Consider the following 18,834-nt stretch of genomic DNA (forward strand, 5'->3'; position numbering starts at 1 on the left):
ACCTTTTACCCTTGCGATTCTATCCACCGATTAATTTTTTCCGTTAGAAGCGGCATAGGTATACCTCCATCGATAAGTACTTGCTTGTGGAAGTCGCGTATATCAAATTTTTCACCAAGTTTGTTTTCAGCCTCTTCTCTTAATTGCCTGATGTGACGTTCACCTACTTTATAGGCCAAAGCCTGCCCTGGCATCGATATATATCGCTCAACCTCCGCAACAACATCAGATTCTGACATAGAAGAATTATTGACCATGAAGTCTATCGCTTGCTGACGTGTCCACCCCTTAGCATGTAGGCCGGTATCCACTACTAAACGCATAGCGCGTAGTTGTTCATCCACTAACCTTCCATACCATTGCAGCGGGTCTTCAAACATCCCCATTTCCTTACCTAGGCTCTCAGCATAAAGTGCCCAGCCTTCTGAAAACACAGTGTAATTATTGAACTTCCTAAATTGCGGTAACCCCTCTACCTCTTGCTGTATCGCTATTTGAAAATGATGGCCTGGCGCAGCTTCATGAATACTCAATGTCTCCAGAAGAAATTTAGGTTGGGCTTTTAAGTTATGCGTATTGATATAAAATATGCCCGGTCGAGAGCCATCCGGGGCTGGCGGCTGATAACTCGCCCCTGCTGCAGATGCTGCGCGATAAGACTCAACTGCCCTCACCTCGTATCCGGCTTTGGGAAACAAGCTAAATAATTCAGGTAAACGCGCATCAATTTTCTGTTTAATATTGGTATAAGCATCTATGACGGCCTCCTCAGAGTCGAAATAGAACTCATCCGAGGAGCGTAAATGTTTGAAGAATGCTTGCAGATCACCTTCAAATCCAACTTCTTCTTTGACAGCCCTCATTTCCTTCAGAATCCGCTTCACTTCGTTTTGACCGAATTCGTGAATTTCCTCAGCGGTTAGGGGTAATGTGGTGTGGGTTTGAATTTGATATTCATACCACCGCTGACCATCAGGTAAAGCGGACAACCCCACCGAAGAACGCGTATCATCCATATAATCATTTTTCATATATTGATAAACGCGATCATAAGCAGGAATAATGACTTCATTAATAGTCTTTACGTACTCTTCCTTGAGCGTTGTCTTCTCCTCTTCTGAAATGTTTTCAAGTGTATCCAGTTTTGTTAGCGGTGCGAAGAAAACGCTTTGACTAACATCGTCGACTACATGCGATGAAAGTTGCGGCAACACTTTTTCAGCGATAGGCTTGGGTAATACCACCCCCTTATCCACTCCCTTTTTCATGTATACAATCGTACTATCCATGAAGTCGGCGAATCCCTTAGCGCGCTGCATAAACTCGCGATAGTCCTGCGCGGTATTGAAAGGTTGGGCAGATTGTCCTGAACCCAACATAGCGAAATACGTATGCGCTCCTCCCATCTGCGAAAGCGGCATATATTCCTGATGGAACTCCATGCGGGCTAATGCATGTTGTCTGTCGTATTTGAAAATCTCATAACTTAACCAATTCTGACCCGTCAGCTTACTGGGATCTAACTGGTTTATTTTTTCAAGATAGTTTTTCTCAAAGGCTTTAACATCTGCCAGAAATTGCTCAGAAAGCGGAGGGTTAAATTCATCATCGTATTTATGAACCCCTACAAACGTCGCCATAAGAGGGTTAAGTGCAAGCGCTTCATCGAAATACTGTTGAGTAATTTCATCCAATTTTTTAGCTTCACTTGTGCTTTCTACAGCAGATACTGGCTCCATCGGACTCTGATTGGAAGCGGTTTGACAGGCTGTGAGCGGGAGCAGCGCAGATACTACCGTTAAAGCAAGGAGGTTTTTCTTCATGAATGATCCTTAAAGTAATCCAGTTAGCGAACAGGTGAACGCAATGTTCTCCATACCGAAAATAAAGTCGAAGGGTATTCATTCATTAAAGCATGAAAAAATGCAAACCCCCATCGAATAATTGTGAAAAAACATGTCGGAAAACGAATATTTATCAATCATATAGCCCTACTGCTTAATGACATCGCGGGATAAGCTGGTAAAATATGTAAAAAGCCTGGGAATGAGTTAATGAGAAAGCACATCTATGTAGCCTATACAGGCGGTACGATTGGCATGCGCCCTTCCAAACAAGGATATGTTCCTGCGGCCGGATATTTATCCGAAACCCTTGCTAAAATGCCTGAGTTTCACCGTGCTGAAATGCCCAAGTTCACGGTTCACGAATACGAACATTTAATCGATTCCTCTGATATGTCGCCTTCCGACTGGCAACGCATCGCCGATGATATAGCAGAACATTATGTGCAGTACGACGGCTTTATAATTTTGCACGGCACTGACACTATGGCTTATACGGCCTCTGCACTTAGTTTCATGCTGGAAAACCTGGATAAGCCTGTGATTGTTACCGGCTCGCAAATACCCCTCGCGGAATTACGTTCGGATGGGCAGGTTAACTTACTTAACGCATTGTATATAGCAGCCAATTACCCAATCCCAGAAGTGAGTTTATTCTTTAACAACAGGCTACTGAGGGGTAACCGAAGCCGAAAAGTTGATGCAGACGGTTTTAATGCATTTGATTCTCCTAATTTCCCTCCTTTGCTTGAAGCAGGTATCCATATCAGAGTTAAAGCAGGCAGGGTTGCGCACAGTACCAATGAAAAGCTAGTGGTTAGCCCTGTATCCTCCCAGCCCATTGGCATGGTGAGTTTATATCCGGGTATTTCGGCTGAAGTTATTAAAAACACCTTACAACAACCTGTAAATGCACTGATATTGTTAAGTTACGGTGTCGGTAATGCCCCGCAGCAACCTGCCTTGCTCAAGCAATTAAGGTATGCCCAGGAAAGAAAAATTGTGGTGCTAAATTGTACCCAATGTCTACGTGGAAAAGTCAATATGAGTGGCTATGCGACAGGAAACGCGTTACAGGAAGTAGGCGTATTGTCCGGTTCTGATATGACGCCTGAGGCTGCATTGGCAAAACTGCACTACCTGTTAAGCAAATCGCTGAACTTTGCAACGTTGAAAGCGCAATTAGTTGCCAACTTGCGCGGTGAATTATCAGAAGAGCAACCGTAATGTATTCAGGTCAACTTAGAAAAATGTCTGTCGCGGCCAAGCCTAATGGCGTGGCTCAATATACGCTTCAGTTAGGGAACGATAAGCTCAATATTAATGAGTTTATCGGCAAGGGAGTTACGCTCAAGTATACGGGTGAGATACATTGCGTGCACTGTCAGGCTAAAACCAATAAAAGCTTTAATCAGGGTTATTGCTACCGATGCCTCATTACCCTTGCCCGTTGTGATAGCTGCATTATTAAGCCCGAACTCTGTCATTACCACGAAGGTACTTGCAGAGAGCCAGAATGGGGCCAGGAGAACTGTTTCGCGCCGCATTTTATTTATCTTGCCAATACCGGTAACCTGAAAGTGGGTATTACCCGCCATGTAACATCGGGCGTCTCAAGCCGCTGGATAGATCAAGGCGCGACTCAAGCGATTGCTCTGTTGCAAGTGAATGACCGACTAACCAGTGGGAAAGTAGAAATGATTTGCAAGCAACACGTCGCAGACAAAACCAACTGGCGAACCATGTTGAAAGGCGAGCCAGAAAGAATTGACATGCACCACGCAAGACGTGAGTTACTTGAAAAAATCAGCACTGAATTATCACTATTGAGTCATGACCACAGCGCATTTGACTATGTGCCTCTTGAAACTGATGCCATTGAGATTTCCTTCCCTGTGCAGCAATACCCAGCTAAGATTAAATCTATTAATCTCGATAAAACAGCTACTTTCGAAGGAGAGCTAAAGGGAATAAAGGGACAATATTGGTTATTGACAGACGACCGTGTGATCAATTTTAGAAAATTTGCTGGATATCAGGTAGAACTGGAAGTGGATAACTGAATCCGCTTCGAGCTGTAAAGTGGATGAATACCTTTTAACAGGTATTCACCTTATCCCATGAACTATGCGACATTGGTTAATGGTAACATTGCCGCGGGCTTAAATGATTCTACCTGCTTGATAAAGTCTGCGATATGTTCATCATAGTCGCGCTGCAATGCCAGCCATAGTGTGGGACTGGTTTTCGTGTACCGCCCTAATGCGACTGCCTTTGGATAATCTACGTCTAGCAGGCCATGACTAAATTCCAGCGCCATTGTGGTACTTATTGACATTGCGGAAGCAAGTTCTGTTAAGGTCGCTTTGCCTTTAAGTAGATACTTGTCTTGAAAATACTGCCCTGGATGGGGAGGATGTGATAGAGACTGCACACTAAATTCCTTCACTGCTGATTACCCATCTGACGTCACTGCGTCATCGAGTAAGATTACTTCTACAAACCTACGTAGTTCAGCAACAGCTATGCCAGTAAATTATTAATACTTTGTCACGGAGGCAATTCCTCTACATTTCATATAGTTATAAGAACATGGTAAGTAAGGAGACCTATTACTCTGCCTTTACCCATAAACTCGTTTGCAATTTTTACTGTGTAAGGCCTGTGACTCTGTATCAATTTCACGCCAAAGTTAGACTAAAGTCTAACTTCTGACCTGCCTTATCAGTGGTAATTAATGGCGACATCGCATCAAAGGACGTGAGTGGGAGCGATAGTCTACACATTCAAGAAAATAAACTTTTCGCGTGTTGGTATTTCCCGTTATCCAAAAATGTATGGTTTGCGTCACGGTTAACGAACTGATTTTATACTTTGGACAACAAGAGGAAATGTTTACGGCTTAGCCAACTATTTGAATGGATAAGATCGGGTTTACATAGAACAAAGTTTAGTTAACGAAATTTAGACGCGATCGCCAAAAATTAAAACGAAAGCTATCTTAAATAGTATTAGCGTGGTTTGTAATGCTACCAGGCGCCCTGCACCATAAGGACTGGCTATATGTGTTTACCTGGCTAACTGTGAGTTCACCGGACGAGGTGTTAAGCGCACATTAGTTCTCACATTCACCTTCTTCATACATTTTTATCAGCTTCGAAACCACTCGATTTTGTGCTACTTTTCTATATTAGAGGTTTATTAAAGCTTATGCCGATGCTTTTATCCGGCCATGTACGAATAAATGATACCTATTGCACGCAAAGTAGCATGAAAGCTTTGCTATTGAAGCCGTGATAAGGGAATCATTTGTTCAGGAACAAGATAATTAAGATTAGCACCAGACTATTTGTTGCTCCCGCGGAAAGTAATCCAGCGTTAGACCTCCTCGCCTTCCATTCTTGCAGCCAGATCATCGAGCTGTGAGGCTACATTATCGAACTGCCCTTGTTTATATTTATAATTTACCCGCACATGATGGTCGGTTTGACCAAATTTAACCTTCAATTCCTCAGCATCCAAATGGGCTACCGTATTCAAGAACCGATAGGCGAGTTGTTCTGAAGGAAATTTATATTGAAGCTGAATATTCATGGCGTTACCGTTTCCAAGTCAGCAATTGTTTTATGTACACAGCGGCTTAGACGTTCAAAAAGAATATCTTCTTCGTCGGCCAGTGGGCCACACATAATCCATTGCCCCAATACTGTCTCAAAATCGGCGACATGATTTTGCTCCATTTTCGCGGCTAACTGTTCGAGGTTTATTTGCTTACGCTCGTCTTGCGCATCCTCCGGACTATCTATCCCGGTTATCCACTCTAATGTGGTAGTTAAGTACGCTCGGCTCTTGCCCACAGTTTGCCTTTGATCGGTAAACCAATTTTGCTGCTTTTTATCCAGTTTTTCCCATACTTCTTTCGGAATGGAAAAGTTGGGAGAATTAATTCCCTGATAAACTGGGATAGCGGTTAATAACGCGTTCAATTGCTGTTGTTTGCCAATATTTTGTTTTCGCTTTTCAACGTGTCGTGCTGTTTTAACTAACCCTGCCCAGGCGTTTTTGATAGCTTTGTCATTATGTAATCCAGTGGCTTCAATGGCTGATTCAAGCTCACCAAGCGTTTGTTGACTATCTGAGGTATCTTTTTCAATAAGTGTGTGGTTGAAAGATTGAATTTGCCCCAATAATGACGCTTTTTTCTGCGCGTAGTCATCCTTTATTTGATTTTCTCTTGCTTTGACCCGGGTGAAAACTTCATCGTTAACGGCACGAAAGGCTCGCCATAACTTATTTTCATCCTTTTTACCGGCATAACCAATCGCTTTCCATTGTAATTGAGCCTGTTTGGCAGACTCAGCCGCCTCATCAAGGTTTTCATTATCCCTCTGAGCTTTAATTTGCTCTATTAACTGTTGTTTACGACGGCGATTGTCTTGATACCAATGACTGACTTTTGAGGAAATTGGTCTAAGCACCTCTTCCCAATTTCGTTTCATCTTATGCCAAGTTTCGCTGTCGAGCCGCCCCTCTTGGCGCCAACGGGTCACAAGCTTCTCATACTGCGCGGCTAGCGACTCTATATCAGTATTAATATCAATATCGCGCGCTTCTTCAATAAGCTGTTGACGATTATGTCTAGTTTGTTCGCGAAGCTTTTCTTGTTCTTCATAATGCAGTCTGCATGGCGCAAAGGCCCGTTCGATCAGCTCATCAAACTGCATAGCTTGTTCATCATCTTTTTCAGGGGAGCCAAGACTTTGCCATTGTTTCCGTAAATACTTCACTTTTTCGGCACGCTCTTTTATGGAGCCAATAGGCTCTGCTATAAGCGCTTTTGCCTGTTCGATGAGTTCAGGTCGACGCGGTTTTGCAAGGTAATTTTTCCATTCTTCTAACCTTTGGACACTCTCACGAACCGTCTCAAAACGATAAGCCAGAGAAGTACGCTGTTTCTCAGATAATTTTTTCAGGTTCGCTTCCAACTTGGTAAATTTAACAATGGCGGCGTTAAATTTACCTTTATCGATTAAGCTGGCAATTGCATTTATCTGCTGACGGCAGGTTTTTCCCAACTCAGCTTGCCGTGAGTCCGCTTCATCAACTTTCTTTTTCCATCGTTTAGAAATGGAACGCCATAAATGACTGAGGTCAGCAGGCATACCAGGAAAGGACTCTGCTAATTTCGCCCAACTTTGCCTTAATTGCTGCTGACGCTCTAATTTTTCATTAAAAGCGATGTCTTTATTTTCAATTAACGCTGTTGACTGATGAATGATCTCTTTGGCTTGGGCGTAATTGCCGCGCAAAGCTGTGATGTTAGCCACTGTATCGGTCACCTTATCGGCTACCGCAATAAACTTCTGCTGAGGAAAATCATCACTAAAAGATTCCGCTTGCTGAACTTCCTGATAGAGGTGGTCGCGTTTATCTTCCGCTTCCTTAATGGTTTTTTGTAGTGAAGATTCCTCAACCACTAATAATTCATCTAATAGCGTGGCCAAATCGTCATTTAAGTGATGCAGACTTGATAGCCGATGCGCTTGTTCCAACGCTTGTTGCTGGCGTTCCCACTCGGGTGCCAGGTTAGTTAAAACTTTTTCTACTCGCCCATTAATGCGACTATATTTCTCTTCAATCTCATCTTTCTGAACGTTTGATAAAACATTAAAGTCCTGACTGAGCTGCTGATATTCTTCTACAAGCACTCGACGCTGATTCGTAATATTTTCATAATCAGTGCGCTCTGCCAGCGCTTGTAGCTTAGATAATACAAATGTAGTTTGCTGTATCACTTTGACCGGTTTCTCTTGGTCATGTTTTAACTGTTCCAGTCGCCGTTTTATCGCATCAGCAAAGTCTTTATCGGTCGTTTTAGCTTTGAGCTTTTGTAGTACTTTTTTATCGTGCGCTGATGTTAACCAGATTTTCTGCAAACTGGGTGTTGCGTACTGGTTGATGAATTTCAACGTAAACGATGAGCTATTTATTTTTTCCAACAAGCTTAGAGTGATTTCATCAGATTGCGTTTGGGGATGTTGGTTAAGATACTGAATTCGAAGCTCGTTATTTGCGCTCTCCATTAAATAGGCTGTGCATTCTTTCTCTGCGAGTTTGAAATGACTTTGACCCAGTATTGCTTCTTCAACAAAACGCTGTGACTCACGTTTAACAAAAGGATCACGCGCAATTTGAGCCATTTTCTGCCACAACGCAAATGAGGAGAGTTTTCGCAATGCGGCTAAGGAGACATGTGGGTCTTCATCATTGAAAGCAAGTTCGTGTAAAGCTTGCTTGTCCTGCGGCGTTGAGGGGTCTAGCGAGTCAATAGCAACAATACGTTTCTGTGGATCAGCACTTTTATGCGATGAAGAAAATAGACGCTTAAAGATCTTCATGTTTAAACCGCGCGATAGAGTCTGGTTGCGAGGGAGACAGCTCGCGTCTAAATTCTTGTTTAGATTTATGAACTATTTCCCCATGTTCATTTACTGTCATGTGCTCTGCTGATCTGGCAATTTTCGCCTGATACAGCATAACTGCTTGCATACAGCTCTCAAGCTGCGGTTCGGAAAGACGACTGCCATCGCCCCATTTACCCGTCTCTACAGCCTCCTGAATACGCTCAAAAACCTCAGGGGTCATCGCCGAAAGTAAAGCATCTAAATTCATGATGAAAATCGTTTGATGATTAAAATACGAATGCGATTTACAATGTACCAGACAAAGCCTACCACAGACATGAGCACGGCAATATTATAATGCAGCTCATCCTGCCTTGCGCCTCCCCAATACATGAAGGCAAACCCTGCGACGAACAATAACATCGCGATCATGGATTGGGTTTGGATACTATTCAGCTTTTTAAACCGATTAAGCTGCTTTTTTCTAACGATATCTTCATCGGTAGCTTGACCTAAGTTAAAGCCACAATGTTGGCAGGTGTCCGCCTTATCTGAAATTTTTTTGGTGCATGAAGGACAATCAATGAGTGCCATACCTTCTCCTATGTTGACTAAATTATAAAGGTAGTGGTAACGGACGTATAGTTGTACTTTTCACCCTAAGTATTATCTAAATGAGACTTAGGATGTTTCGTTTAGCTTTGACAAACAGTTCTTAAACGGGCTGGAGGACCTACCACTAGATGGTCCTACAGCACACGCAGACGATAACTATTTACCGTACTTCTTCCAATACTCGTTGACTGTTTGTTTCATTTCCTTACTTAAGAGCATGATGCCAAATAAGTTAGGTAACGTCATTACAACGATGGCGACAGCGGAAAGCGCCCACACCAGGGTAGTATCAGAAAACGAAGCCCACACAAAACCAGCTACATAGATAACTCGGTAAGGCATAACTGATTTAGGCCCAAACAGATACGTCATCGCTCGATCACCATAATAAGACCAGGCTATGGCAGTCGAGAAGGCGAACAACATCAGCCCGATAGACACAATATATTGTCCATATTCGCCGAAATACCCACGCGTAAACGCAATAGTCGTTAGCGGAGCCGAGTGCACTAAAGACTTTCCGCTGACAATTAAGTTGTCCTTAATTGGTTTCCCGTTTTCAATTTTCAACGAGCCTGTGAATGGGTCATCTCCCCCAAATGAATATTTGACATCCTCAGCAATCGAGCGGGCATTAATCAAGGTAAACCCTTCACTTACTGCTACCCCATTGACGACCGATATCGTGCCGGTGAAAGGCTTAACCTGACTATCAACCCGTTCATTGACGAGAGCATAAAGTTGAGCGACATCATCTTCATTAGTTTCTTCGTAGGCTCCTTCAATGAACAGCATATCGGAACGATCAAAAACATTTTCATGTTTTTCTTTCCAGACCCCAGAAGATAGAATAACCAGACCGGTAATAGTACAAATCAAGATCGTGTCAATGAACGGCTCAAGAAGCGACACCATACCTTCCGACGCTGGTTCTTTTGTTTTCGCAGCGGCGTGAGCGATTGGCGCAGAACCTTGACCTGCTTCGTTGGAAAACAAGCCCCGGTTCACACCACGATTAAAGGCGTAGGCTAACGACGCACCTAAAAAGCCGCCAGCAGCGGCTGAGCCGGTAAACGCGTCGCCAATAACCGCCATGAAAGACGGCCCAATATTTTCAAGATTTGCGAAAATAACCGCTAATGCACCAATAAGGTAAATGACTGCCATCAGCGGCACAACTTTCGCCGTTACCGCCGCAATACGCTTAATTCCGCCAAGAATCACCAGGGCCAGTAAAATACCTAAAACACTCCCTACTAACAGGGGATCTACACCAAATGTAGCTTCAAGACTGCTTGCAATACCATTACTTTGCGGTAAGTTACCGGTGCCAAAAGAACTGATAACCGTTGCCACGGCGAATGCCACTGCCAGCCATTTCATGTTGAGGCGACGGTCCATATAATACATGGGACCACCAGCCATAGTTCCGTCTTCTGTTTTGACCCGATATTTATGCGAAAGCGTTACTTCTACAAATTTCGTCGTCATTCCGAGAAAAGCTGTTGCCCACATCCAGAACAATGCAGCCGGTCCACCTAAAAATATAGCGAACGCAACCCCACTAATATTACCTGTTCCCACAGTGCCAGAAAGAGCGGTAGTTAAGGCTCTGAAATGGGTGGTATCGCCCGGATCACCAGCGTGATCAAATTTGCCCGTTACGACCAACCAAGCGTGTTTGAAAAAACGAATCTGGGGAAACTTTAAATAAATCGTAAAAAACAAACCCACACCAAGCAGAACAAATGGAAACCACCCTGCGCCGCCGAGCATCGAATCCAGTAAAAGCAAGAAACTATATAAACTCTCCAACTTGAGTCCCTCTTCTTATTATTTATTGTTGTAGTTAAAAAATAATTATTATTTGGTTAATTCACGAACTACCGCACCGATTGCAATCAACAGGTCTTCACCAAGTTGCTGACAACGCGGCACTGACCACCCATAGTCAGCGTCTGGTAAATTTTTGTTATCCTTAAACGGCATCTCAAAAGTATATGCCATGCACCTGAATTTCTCTGCCACCGCACTGGATGCAACAGTTAAATTCGCCTGTCCTGGTTCATCTTTAGGGTAACCAAATTCGTCTTGAAATTCGGGTGTAACATTTAATAAGGCGTTTTTAAATGTATCTTCAAGGTGTTTAAGCGCATCATCGTAACTGGGGATGCCTTCGCTACCTGCGACAAAGTTGTAAGGTAATGCTTCATCGCCATGCAAATCAAGATAGATATCTACGCCTGAACGCTGCATAGCATCTAACACATAATATACTTCCGGGCTTTTTTCCAACGAGGGAGTTGCCCATTCTCGATTAAGGTTGCTACCGACGGCATTAGTGCGCAAGTGACCTCGCGCGCTTCCATCGGGATTCATGTTGGGAACTACATAGAAAACGGCTTGTTGAAGTAATTGACGCGCTACCCCATCCTGATCATCCAGTAGGCGATAGACTAAACCTTCAGCACACCATTCCGCCATGGTTTCACCCGGGTGTTGGCGAGCGGTAATCCAAACTTTCTTTTTCTCAGGGCTTTCCTCGCCAATGACCAACATAGACAAATCGCGGCCATCTAATGTTAGCCCTAACAACCTGTGTTCACACTGCGGAAAGACTTGAGCATCATGAATAAAATCAAGGTGGCGTTCATAGCTATATGGAATGAAATACGCAAAGTAGACCGATGGTTCCTCAAGATTAATGGAGAATGTGAGATTGTTCCCATCAAACTGAGACCCCACTCTGAACCATTCCTGTCGATCGTAGGAGGCCAAAACGTTATATTCTTTCCAACCATCAGGGTAAGCGGACTTGGCTAGATCAGTAAGAGTAATTTTATGTTCGACAAATTGCTCGGAGAAGAGACGAAAATGAAACCATTGATAAAACTCTGACTGATTGTCTTTGTTGATGGATAAAACGATGTTATCGGGAGATTCGGCTTGAATGACACGAATATTGCCACTGTCGAATTGACTTGAAATATGCATAAGCCCTGCCTTTTTCCTTGTTTTAATTGCGCGGTAATTTAGCACATTCTTATCTCACAATGCCATGCTATACAGGGAATAATACTTCGCCTAAATGCACCACGTACACTGAAAGTCTGCATACATAGCTGTTTCCGAATCAATTAAAGCAGCCCTAGAGTCGAAAAAGCCGACATCATAGGGTCGGCTTTTAATCAGAGTACTTAGTTAAGTGTGCGTGTTATGCTGGCAATGTAGGGAATGTCAAACCCGCCATATCCATCACACATCGCATTACCTGGCAGCTATAACCAAACTCGTTATCATACCAAACGTAAAGCGTGATGCGGTTGCCCGCTACGATAGTCGCCTGTGAATCAACCACTGATGCAGCACGAGACCCAACTACATCTGTCGATACAATTTCAGTGCTTGCGGTGTAGTCGATTTGGTGTTGCAAAGGTGAGAACAGAGCGGTATTACGCAGGAATTCATTAACCGCTAATTTATCAGTTTCTTTTGCTAAATTAAGATTCAGGATAGCCAGTGAAACATTCGGGGTAGGAACACGAATCGCATTCCCAGTAAGCTTACCTTCCAATTGGGGGTAGGCCTTCGCAACAGCCTTAGCAGCACCAGTTTCAGTGATAACCATATTCAATGGGGCACTGCGACCACGGCGCTCCGCTTTGTGGAAGTTATCGATCAGGTTTTGATCGTTGGTATACGAATGCACGGTTTCCACATGGCCATTCTCAATTCCATATTCTTCATCCAACGCTTTAAGCACAGGTGTAATGGCATTGGTGGTACAGCTTGCTGCAGAGATAATCGTATCTTCCGGTTTGATATCGTCATGATTAACGCCGTGTACGATATTCTTAATGTCACCTTTACCCGGCGCAGTCAGAATCGCTTTTGCCGTGCCCTTTGCTTTAAGATGTAAGCCTAAACCTTCACGGTCACGCCACTTACCCGTGTTATCGACCACGATGGCATTTTCGATACCATATTTGGTGTAATCAATTTGATCAGGGCTGTCTGCGTAAATAACCTGAATAAATGCGCCGTTAGCCTTGATAGCCTGACGCTCATGGTCAACGGTGATGCTGCCATTAAAAGGGCCATGCACAGAATCCCGGCGTAACAAACTAGCCCGCTTCTCGAGATCGCCCTCTTTACCACCTCGTACAACGATGGCGCGAAGACGCAGTTTGTTATTCATTCCGTTTCGTTCGATAAGCAGGCGCGCCATTAAACGGCCTATACGCCCAAAACCGTATAAGACAACATCTTTAGGTTGCTGGTCATCCCCGCGACCATCAATCGTTGACAATTTATCATTCAAATAGGCCTGAAGATCATCCTGGTCCACTGCGCTACCATAATGAAAATCAAAGGCCAACTTACCGATATCAATTTGTGCTGGCGCTAATTGCATCTTACTGATAGCTTCTAAGATAGGAAAGCTTTCACGTAGTCTCAGTTTGATACCTTCGTGTAAACGAACTTTACGGTGCGCTTTAATTACATCAATTGCACTGGCGTTTAAAAGTGGACGACCGTATACGGAAATTTCAACGGCGTGATTGCGGTATAATTTACCGATCAGCGGCAACATCATTTCAGCGTATTCCTGACGTTCCTGCCAGCTATTTTGCAATTCCTGTTCAAACTGTTGGTTCATGCTTCTGCCTTCGATTCAAAAGAAAAATTTTCAACGCATCAGAAAAGATTGTAGGGTAAACTTATTATCCCCTCTGAAGACGAGCGGTATTGTAATTAAACATGATGGGATCACCAAATTGTTGAGAAGTTTCAAAAACAAGAATAAACACCGTATTTCAACCTGGAATGTTGGTAATTTTTCGACACTTTTAAAAAGGGTGGTCATCGTTTGTGGGGCCCTTTCATCCCTGTCCGGATGCGAGGAAATCTTTGCGCCCAACATTGCCGATATCTGTAATGATAATCCTCATTTATGCAATGACTTAAATACAGACAGTTGGTGCCGTTCAGAAAAAGCTGAAATTGTTAATCATAGGTTCAGGTATCAGCAACAGCTTACTTCACAGCAGCAATACAACTTAATGATATTATTTGAAAATTACAAAGCGTGCATTACCAAAGCGTCAGGAATCGAACATATTAAATACCGCGAGAAAGAATCTGAAAGGATGAAAGGGGTTATCACCGCGCAGCGTGAGCTAAAACGCTTATCCAGAGCCACCAGAAATGATCCTCATCCCCTCCTTTCTTATTACCATTGGTCACGGTATGGCGATGAAAAAGCATTAGAACGCTTTATGACCGCCAATCGAGAAGGTAAATTAAATACACCTGAATTACTGATTGCCCTAGCCAGCGTACAAGTCAAATATGATTTGGAGCAAACGAGGAAAACCTTGTTCCAAGCCCTAAGCCTCTATAAAGACGATAAAAACATTGATGTCGAGGTATTCCCGACTTTAGTGACTATTGCTCTGGAACAAGAAAAATATGCGCAAGCTTATTTGTGGTCAATCGTGGCGGAAGAGTATAAAGCGCAGATAGCAACTAATGACAAACTAGTATGGGCAAAGCGATTTAATTTAGACACGAACCGACTTGAAGAGATTGCCGACGAGGTTATAGATGCTCTCGATGAGGGTAATTTTGATGCTAGAAAGTTTGCGCTCAATCGAATTTAACGAAAAAAGATAATCGCAATTCAATACAAAACAGACCTGTTTCTGTAATAAAATTTCATGTCCACTTCGTGCAATAAATTTTTTACACTACTTATTACTTTATATAATGGATGATTCAGCTTCCCACTTGGAAGCTTACGCAACCTGAGAACCGTTTGTGGTAAAATGCTACCCTTTTATTTGCTTCTCCCCTGCCGGGTTGAATGATAAAGAGACAGAATTTACACAATAACGTTGTCCAGTCGGTTGAGGTCCATCAGGGAAGACATGGCCTAAATGCGCATCGCACCTTTTACAATAAATTTCCACACGATGCATACCATGACTATCGTCCTCACGAAATCCGACATTTTCTGCTTCTGCCTGATCGTAAAACGAAGGCCAGCCACACCCCGTATCATATTTAGTTTCGGATTTAAAAAGGGTAGCTTCACAACATTTACATACGTATTCGCCCTCTCGCTCTTCATTCAGCAAGACTCCCGTGAAAGGGTGCTCCGTGCCCCCTAAACGACAAATACGATATTCATCTTTTGAAAGTTTGTTTTTCCAATTGTGGTGTGTCATCGCACATTCCTGCTAACTCAATAACTATTTTTTGATAGCTACCTGTGGACGAGCAGGATCACTCCAGTTAATGTGAAACTTTTTACCTGCCAGTTTATCCAGGCGTTGATAGGTATGAGCACCGAAATAGTCCCGTTGTCCTTGTAACAAATTGGCCGGCAATACCGCTGTGCGGTAAGCATCATAATAACTAATTGCTGACATCATCGCCGGGCAAGGGATACCGTTTAAGGTAGCTTGCGACACAGATTGTCTCCAGTCAGCTTGGTATTTAGCAATTTGCTCAGAAAAATACGGTGCAAGGAGTAAATTAGCCAAATTTTCATCTTGCTCATAAGCTTTCGCAATCGATTGCAAAAATACAGCGCGAATAATGCAGCCTGCTCGCCAAATTTTGGCAATCTCAGCAAAGTCCAGCTCCCAGCCATGTTCTTTCGCGGCCGTCGCCATTAGCTGAAAGCCTTGCGCATACGCGCAAATTTTAGAGCAATACAGCGCATGTTCCAGTTGTGATATAGCCTGGGTTTTGGCGGCATCTGATAATGGCTGCTGTGTTGGTCCAGCCAGCTGTTGACTGGCGGTGACACGCTCATCCTTTAAGCTGGATATACTACGCGCAAATACAGCAGCGGTAATAGTTTGAGCAGGACTGCCCACTTGCAGGGCGCTAACCGCTGTCCATAATCCCGTTCCCTTTTGGCCTGCCTTATCAAGGATTACATCAACCAGGGGTTGGTCTGTCTCTGGATCCTGTTGCTCCAACACTTCCGCACTGATTTCCATCAGATAACTGTTAAGTTTGCCTTGATTCCACTGTCTGAAGGTATGTGCAATTTCATCAGGGCCCATGGCGAAGGCCGTCCGCATTATGTGATACGCTTCACAAATCAGCTGCATATCGGCATATTCAATACCGTTATGCACCATCTTGACATAATGCCCTGCCCCCACCGGCCCGATGTAGGTGGCACAGGGTTCGCCTTCTTTTACTGGTTTGCCAGGGGCGTAAGACTCAATGGGCTTACCCGTATTTGGGTCGACCTTGGCCGAAATGGCTTTCAAAACCGGCTCGATGCGTGTCCACGCGTACGGATTGCCCGAAGGCATTAGTGAAGGGCCGAATCTGGCACCCACTTCGCCACCTGAAACCGCGGTGGAAAAAAAGATAAACTTTCCTTTGTATTGCTCTTCACGCTCGACGGAGTCGGTCCATAAACTATTACCCGTATCAATTACGATGTCATCTGCCTGTACCCCAGCATCAATCAGGTGATGGCAGACATGGTCTACAGGCGCACCAGCGGGAACAGAAAGAATAATAAGATGAGGGGATTTCAGCTTACTTAAAAGCTCTGTGTAGGAGTTACAGCCTTCCACCCGTGGCGGCTGGTCACCTCTTTCGGAAGCGTCCTGGGCAAGAATGGCATCAACCTTATTCTGATCCAGATCGAAACAGGCAACGCGATAACCATGATCAGCCAGGTTTAACGTCAGGTTACTTCCCATTACGCCTAAACCAATAAACCCAATATCACACTGTTTATCGCTCATTCTCTTTCCACCGTTTTGTCGCATATGCATTTGATGGGGGCGCATGATACCACTGCTTTCTCAGAAGAACAGTATTACATGGTAAATTTAAACTAACTTTAGTCGCACTTGCCCTCATTACATGCCCGACGCCTGCCAGGAAAAAACAGCCAAGCTTTTTCCAGCCTGCAAAAATACGCGCTGAATACAAATCTGAGGTTGTTCAGAAAGGGAGCAATAGCGCGTATCCAATCGTAACGCCCAGCCTCCCTTTTGCTCATCCATGGGCAAATTAAACCGTACATCGTTATCACTTGCATTGAAGCCGATAAACCAATGCTCATACGGTTGGTTCGGTAAGGGTTCACCAATAATTTCTAATCCAAAAGCTTTGTTATGGGTGGCTTGCCAATCTGCAGACGCTTTGTCGCTGCCATCAGGTTTATACCAATTAATTTCCTTAATATTAACGGCGCGTTGAAACGAATCATCCTTCATCAATACCTGAGACAACAGCCTGCTTTGCTGACGCAGTGCGATCACATATTGGCAGAACGCAAAAAAGTCTTGCTTACGTTTATTTAACTCCCAATCGACCCAACTGATTTCGTTGTCTTGACAATATGCATTGTTATTACCCTGCTGACTACGGCTCAATTCGTCACCGCCCAGCACGTGCGGCGTCCCTTGCGCTAACAACAGAGTGGCAAATAAATTACGCTTTTGTCGTTCCCGTAATGAAAGAACTTTTTCATCTGTGGTTTCCCCTTCCACCCCGTAATTGGCAGACAGATTATGCCCATGGCCATCCTTATTCGATTCCCCATTTGCCTCATTATGACGCTCAGCGTAACTCACCAGATCTTGTAAGGTAAATCCATCATGGTAGGTAATGTTGTTTACTGAAGAGTTCGGATGGCGATTACCTTTCACGAAAACATCTCGGGAGCCCATCAGACGTGTGGCAAAATCAGCCGTTTTACCATCATCGCCCCGCCAGAACGCCCTTACGGTGTCCCTGAACTTATCATTAACTTCGAGCCAGGGAGGAGGGAAACTTCCTAATTGATAGCCATCAGGACCGATGTCCCAAGGCTCAGCAATGAGAATGCAGTTTTTCAGCAGGGGATCTTGATGAATTGCCCTTAACAGGCCTGAATTTGGCGAGAAGTGCTGCGGATCTCGGCCTAAGCAGGCTGCCAGATCGAAGCGGAAGCCATCAATGCCGATCACATCTACCCAAAATCGCATGGCATCCAGGATCATTTGGGTCATCATAGCAGAGGCGGTATTCACCGTATTGCCGCAGCCCGAATGATTGCTAAAAATCAGCCTTCCCTGTTTAGACTGTTCGATTAAATAACTTTGTTCGGTCGACAATCCCTTAAATGACAGGATCGTGCCTCCTTCCCCACCTTCAGCAGTATGATTGAATACCACGTCTACAATTACTTCCATTTCTGCTGCGTGATAGGCATCCACCATGTGACAAATTTCGGTCAGCGCATCCTCTCTGCCATAACGTGGTTCCGGCGCAAAAAAGTTAACCGGATTATAGCCCCAGTAGTTAGTTAATCCCTTTTCTACAATGTAGGGCTCAGGCATAAAAGCCGCCAGGGGCATAAACTGCACAGTGGTGACACCTAACTCTTTAAGGTGCTTAATAATTAATGGATGGCACGCCGCGCTATAGCTACCCCTTGCTTCTTCAGGAAGGTCTTTCCTTAATTGCGTAAGGCCTTTTACGTGCGTTTCGTAAATCACTCTTTGGTGAGGAAGTAAGTTTGGTCGCTGAATTGTTCTTCGGTAGTCATCCTCATTGATCACTACCGACTTGGGGATCATAAATTGAGAATCATGAGAATATTGACGCGCATTCCACACCACCGGACGGCTCAGTTTTTTTGCATAGGGATCGATTAACAACTTTTCGACAGGGGCACTGTGTAATTCACCATCCCCCTTTTCTACCCTATAGGCGTAATACTGCCCAGCTTTGATCCCTGCTATCTCAGCATGCCATATATTGCCGGTTTTGCCTGGTAACGGTATTTCGTTAATGGGTTCTTCTGTGTCACTTCTATATAAACATAATATTACGGCATGCGCATTCGTACAAAAAACCGCAAAGTTACAACCCGATTCAGTCAGGGTCGCTCCCAGATGCCGCGCATTACCTACGTTAACCTGCACGTTCGCTTCCATCGTCAT

General features: G+C 44.1%; 15 protein-coding genes. 3 read left to right on the top strand and 12 right to left on the bottom strand.

Going from position 1 to position 18,834, the window contains the following annotated elements:
* Positions 1-5: 5 nt before the first annotated feature.
* Positions 6-1,823, bottom strand: a complete 1,818-nt coding sequence (locus OPS25_RS08990) for a DUF885 domain-containing protein (RefSeq protein WP_265617375.1) — start codon at positions 1,821-1,823, stop codon at positions 6-8.
* Positions 1,824-2,054: 231 nt separating this feature from the next.
* Between OPS25_RS08990 and ansA the strand changes: the two genes are divergently transcribed.
* On the top strand, positions 2,055-3,071 hold the full coding sequence (gene ansA, locus OPS25_RS08995; protein ID WP_265617376.1) for an asparaginase: 1,017 nt from the start codon (positions 2,055-2,057) through the stop codon (positions 3,069-3,071).
* A complete protein-coding gene (locus OPS25_RS09000) occupies positions 3,071-3,907 on the top strand; it encodes a DUF2797 domain-containing protein (protein WP_265617378.1) in 837 nt (278 codons plus the stop codon). The genes ansA and OPS25_RS09000 overlap by 1 nt, the downstream gene beginning before the upstream one ends.
* Before the next feature lie 62 nt (positions 3,908-3,969).
* Here the strand turns inward: OPS25_RS09000 and OPS25_RS09005 are convergent, their stop codons facing one another.
* The 8 genes from OPS25_RS09005 to OPS25_RS09040 all read right to left on the bottom strand — a co-directional run bounded on the left by OPS25_RS09005 (position 3,970) and on the right by OPS25_RS09040 (position 13,523).
* Positions 3,970-4,278 carry a helix-turn-helix domain-containing protein gene (locus OPS25_RS09005; RefSeq protein WP_265617380.1) on the bottom strand — a complete coding sequence of 103 codons (309 nt, stop codon included), beginning with the start codon at positions 4,276-4,278 and terminating at the stop codon, positions 3,970-3,972.
* 944 nt (positions 4,279-5,222) lie between these two features.
* On the bottom strand, positions 5,223-5,438 hold the full coding sequence (locus tag OPS25_RS09010; protein WP_265617381.1) for a hypothetical protein: 216 nt from the start codon (positions 5,436-5,438) through the stop codon (positions 5,223-5,225).
* Positions 5,435-8,242, bottom strand: a complete 2,808-nt coding sequence (locus tag OPS25_RS09015; protein WP_265617383.1) for a DUF349 domain-containing protein — start codon at positions 8,240-8,242, stop codon at positions 5,435-5,437. Before OPS25_RS09015 ends, OPS25_RS09010 begins: the two co-directional genes overlap by 4 nt.
* On the bottom strand, positions 8,229-8,516 hold the full coding sequence (locus OPS25_RS09020; protein WP_265617385.1) for a YeaC family protein: 288 nt from the start codon (positions 8,514-8,516) through the stop codon (positions 8,229-8,231). Before OPS25_RS09020 ends, OPS25_RS09015 begins: the two co-directional genes overlap by 14 nt.
* Complete coding sequence (locus tag OPS25_RS09025; RefSeq protein ID WP_265617386.1) at positions 8,513-8,842, bottom strand: hypothetical protein; 330 nt, start codon at positions 8,840-8,842, stop codon at positions 8,513-8,515. Before OPS25_RS09025 ends, OPS25_RS09020 begins: the two co-directional genes overlap by 4 nt.
* Before the next feature lie 177 nt (positions 8,843-9,019).
* On the bottom strand, positions 9,020-10,639 hold the full coding sequence (locus tag OPS25_RS09030; RefSeq protein ID WP_407080231.1) for an alanine/glycine:cation symporter family protein: 1,620 nt from the start codon (positions 10,637-10,639) through the stop codon (positions 9,020-9,022).
* 87 nt (positions 10,640-10,726) lie between these two features.
* Entirely contained in the window at positions 10,727-11,857 is a 1,131-nt protein-coding gene (locus OPS25_RS09035) for a M14 family metallopeptidase (RefSeq protein ID WP_265617389.1), read from the bottom strand.
* Positions 11,858-12,077: 220 nt separating this feature from the next.
* The gene (locus OPS25_RS09040; protein WP_265617390.1) at positions 12,078-13,523 is read right to left on the bottom strand and encodes a glyceraldehyde-3-phosphate dehydrogenase; all 1,446 of its coding nucleotides are present in this window, start codon (positions 13,521-13,523) and stop codon (positions 12,078-12,080) included.
* Between the two features lie 121 nt (positions 13,524-13,644).
* On the opposite strand from OPS25_RS09040, the gene OPS25_RS09045 reads away from it, so the two are divergent.
* Positions 13,645-14,526, top strand: coding sequence for a DUF2989 domain-containing protein (locus OPS25_RS09045; protein WP_265617391.1), 882 nt, complete (start codon positions 13,645-13,647; stop codon positions 14,524-14,526).
* A 168-nt stretch (positions 14,527-14,694) separates the two neighbouring features.
* Here the strand turns inward: OPS25_RS09045 and msrB are convergent, their stop codons facing one another.
* The 3 genes from msrB to glgX all read right to left on the bottom strand — a co-directional run bounded on the left by msrB (position 14,695) and on the right by glgX (position 18,834).
* Positions 14,695-15,093 (bottom strand): peptide-methionine (R)-S-oxide reductase MsrB, encoded by a 399-nt coding sequence (msrB, locus tag OPS25_RS09050; RefSeq protein WP_265617392.1) that lies wholly within the window; start codon positions 15,091-15,093, stop codon positions 14,695-14,697.
* Between the two features lie 24 nt (positions 15,094-15,117).
* Entirely contained in the window at positions 15,118-16,644 is a 1,527-nt protein-coding gene (gene gndA, locus OPS25_RS09055) for an NADP-dependent phosphogluconate dehydrogenase (RefSeq protein WP_265617393.1), read from the bottom strand.
* A 117-nt stretch (positions 16,645-16,761) separates the two neighbouring features.
* A complete protein-coding gene (gene glgX / locus OPS25_RS09060) occupies positions 16,762-18,834 on the bottom strand; it encodes a glycogen debranching protein GlgX (protein ID WP_265617394.1) in 2,073 nt (690 codons plus the stop codon).

The organism is Alteromonas aquimaris (assembly GCF_026183695.1).
GTDB lineage: Bacteria > Pseudomonadota > Gammaproteobacteria > Enterobacterales > Alteromonadaceae > Alteromonas > Alteromonas aquimaris.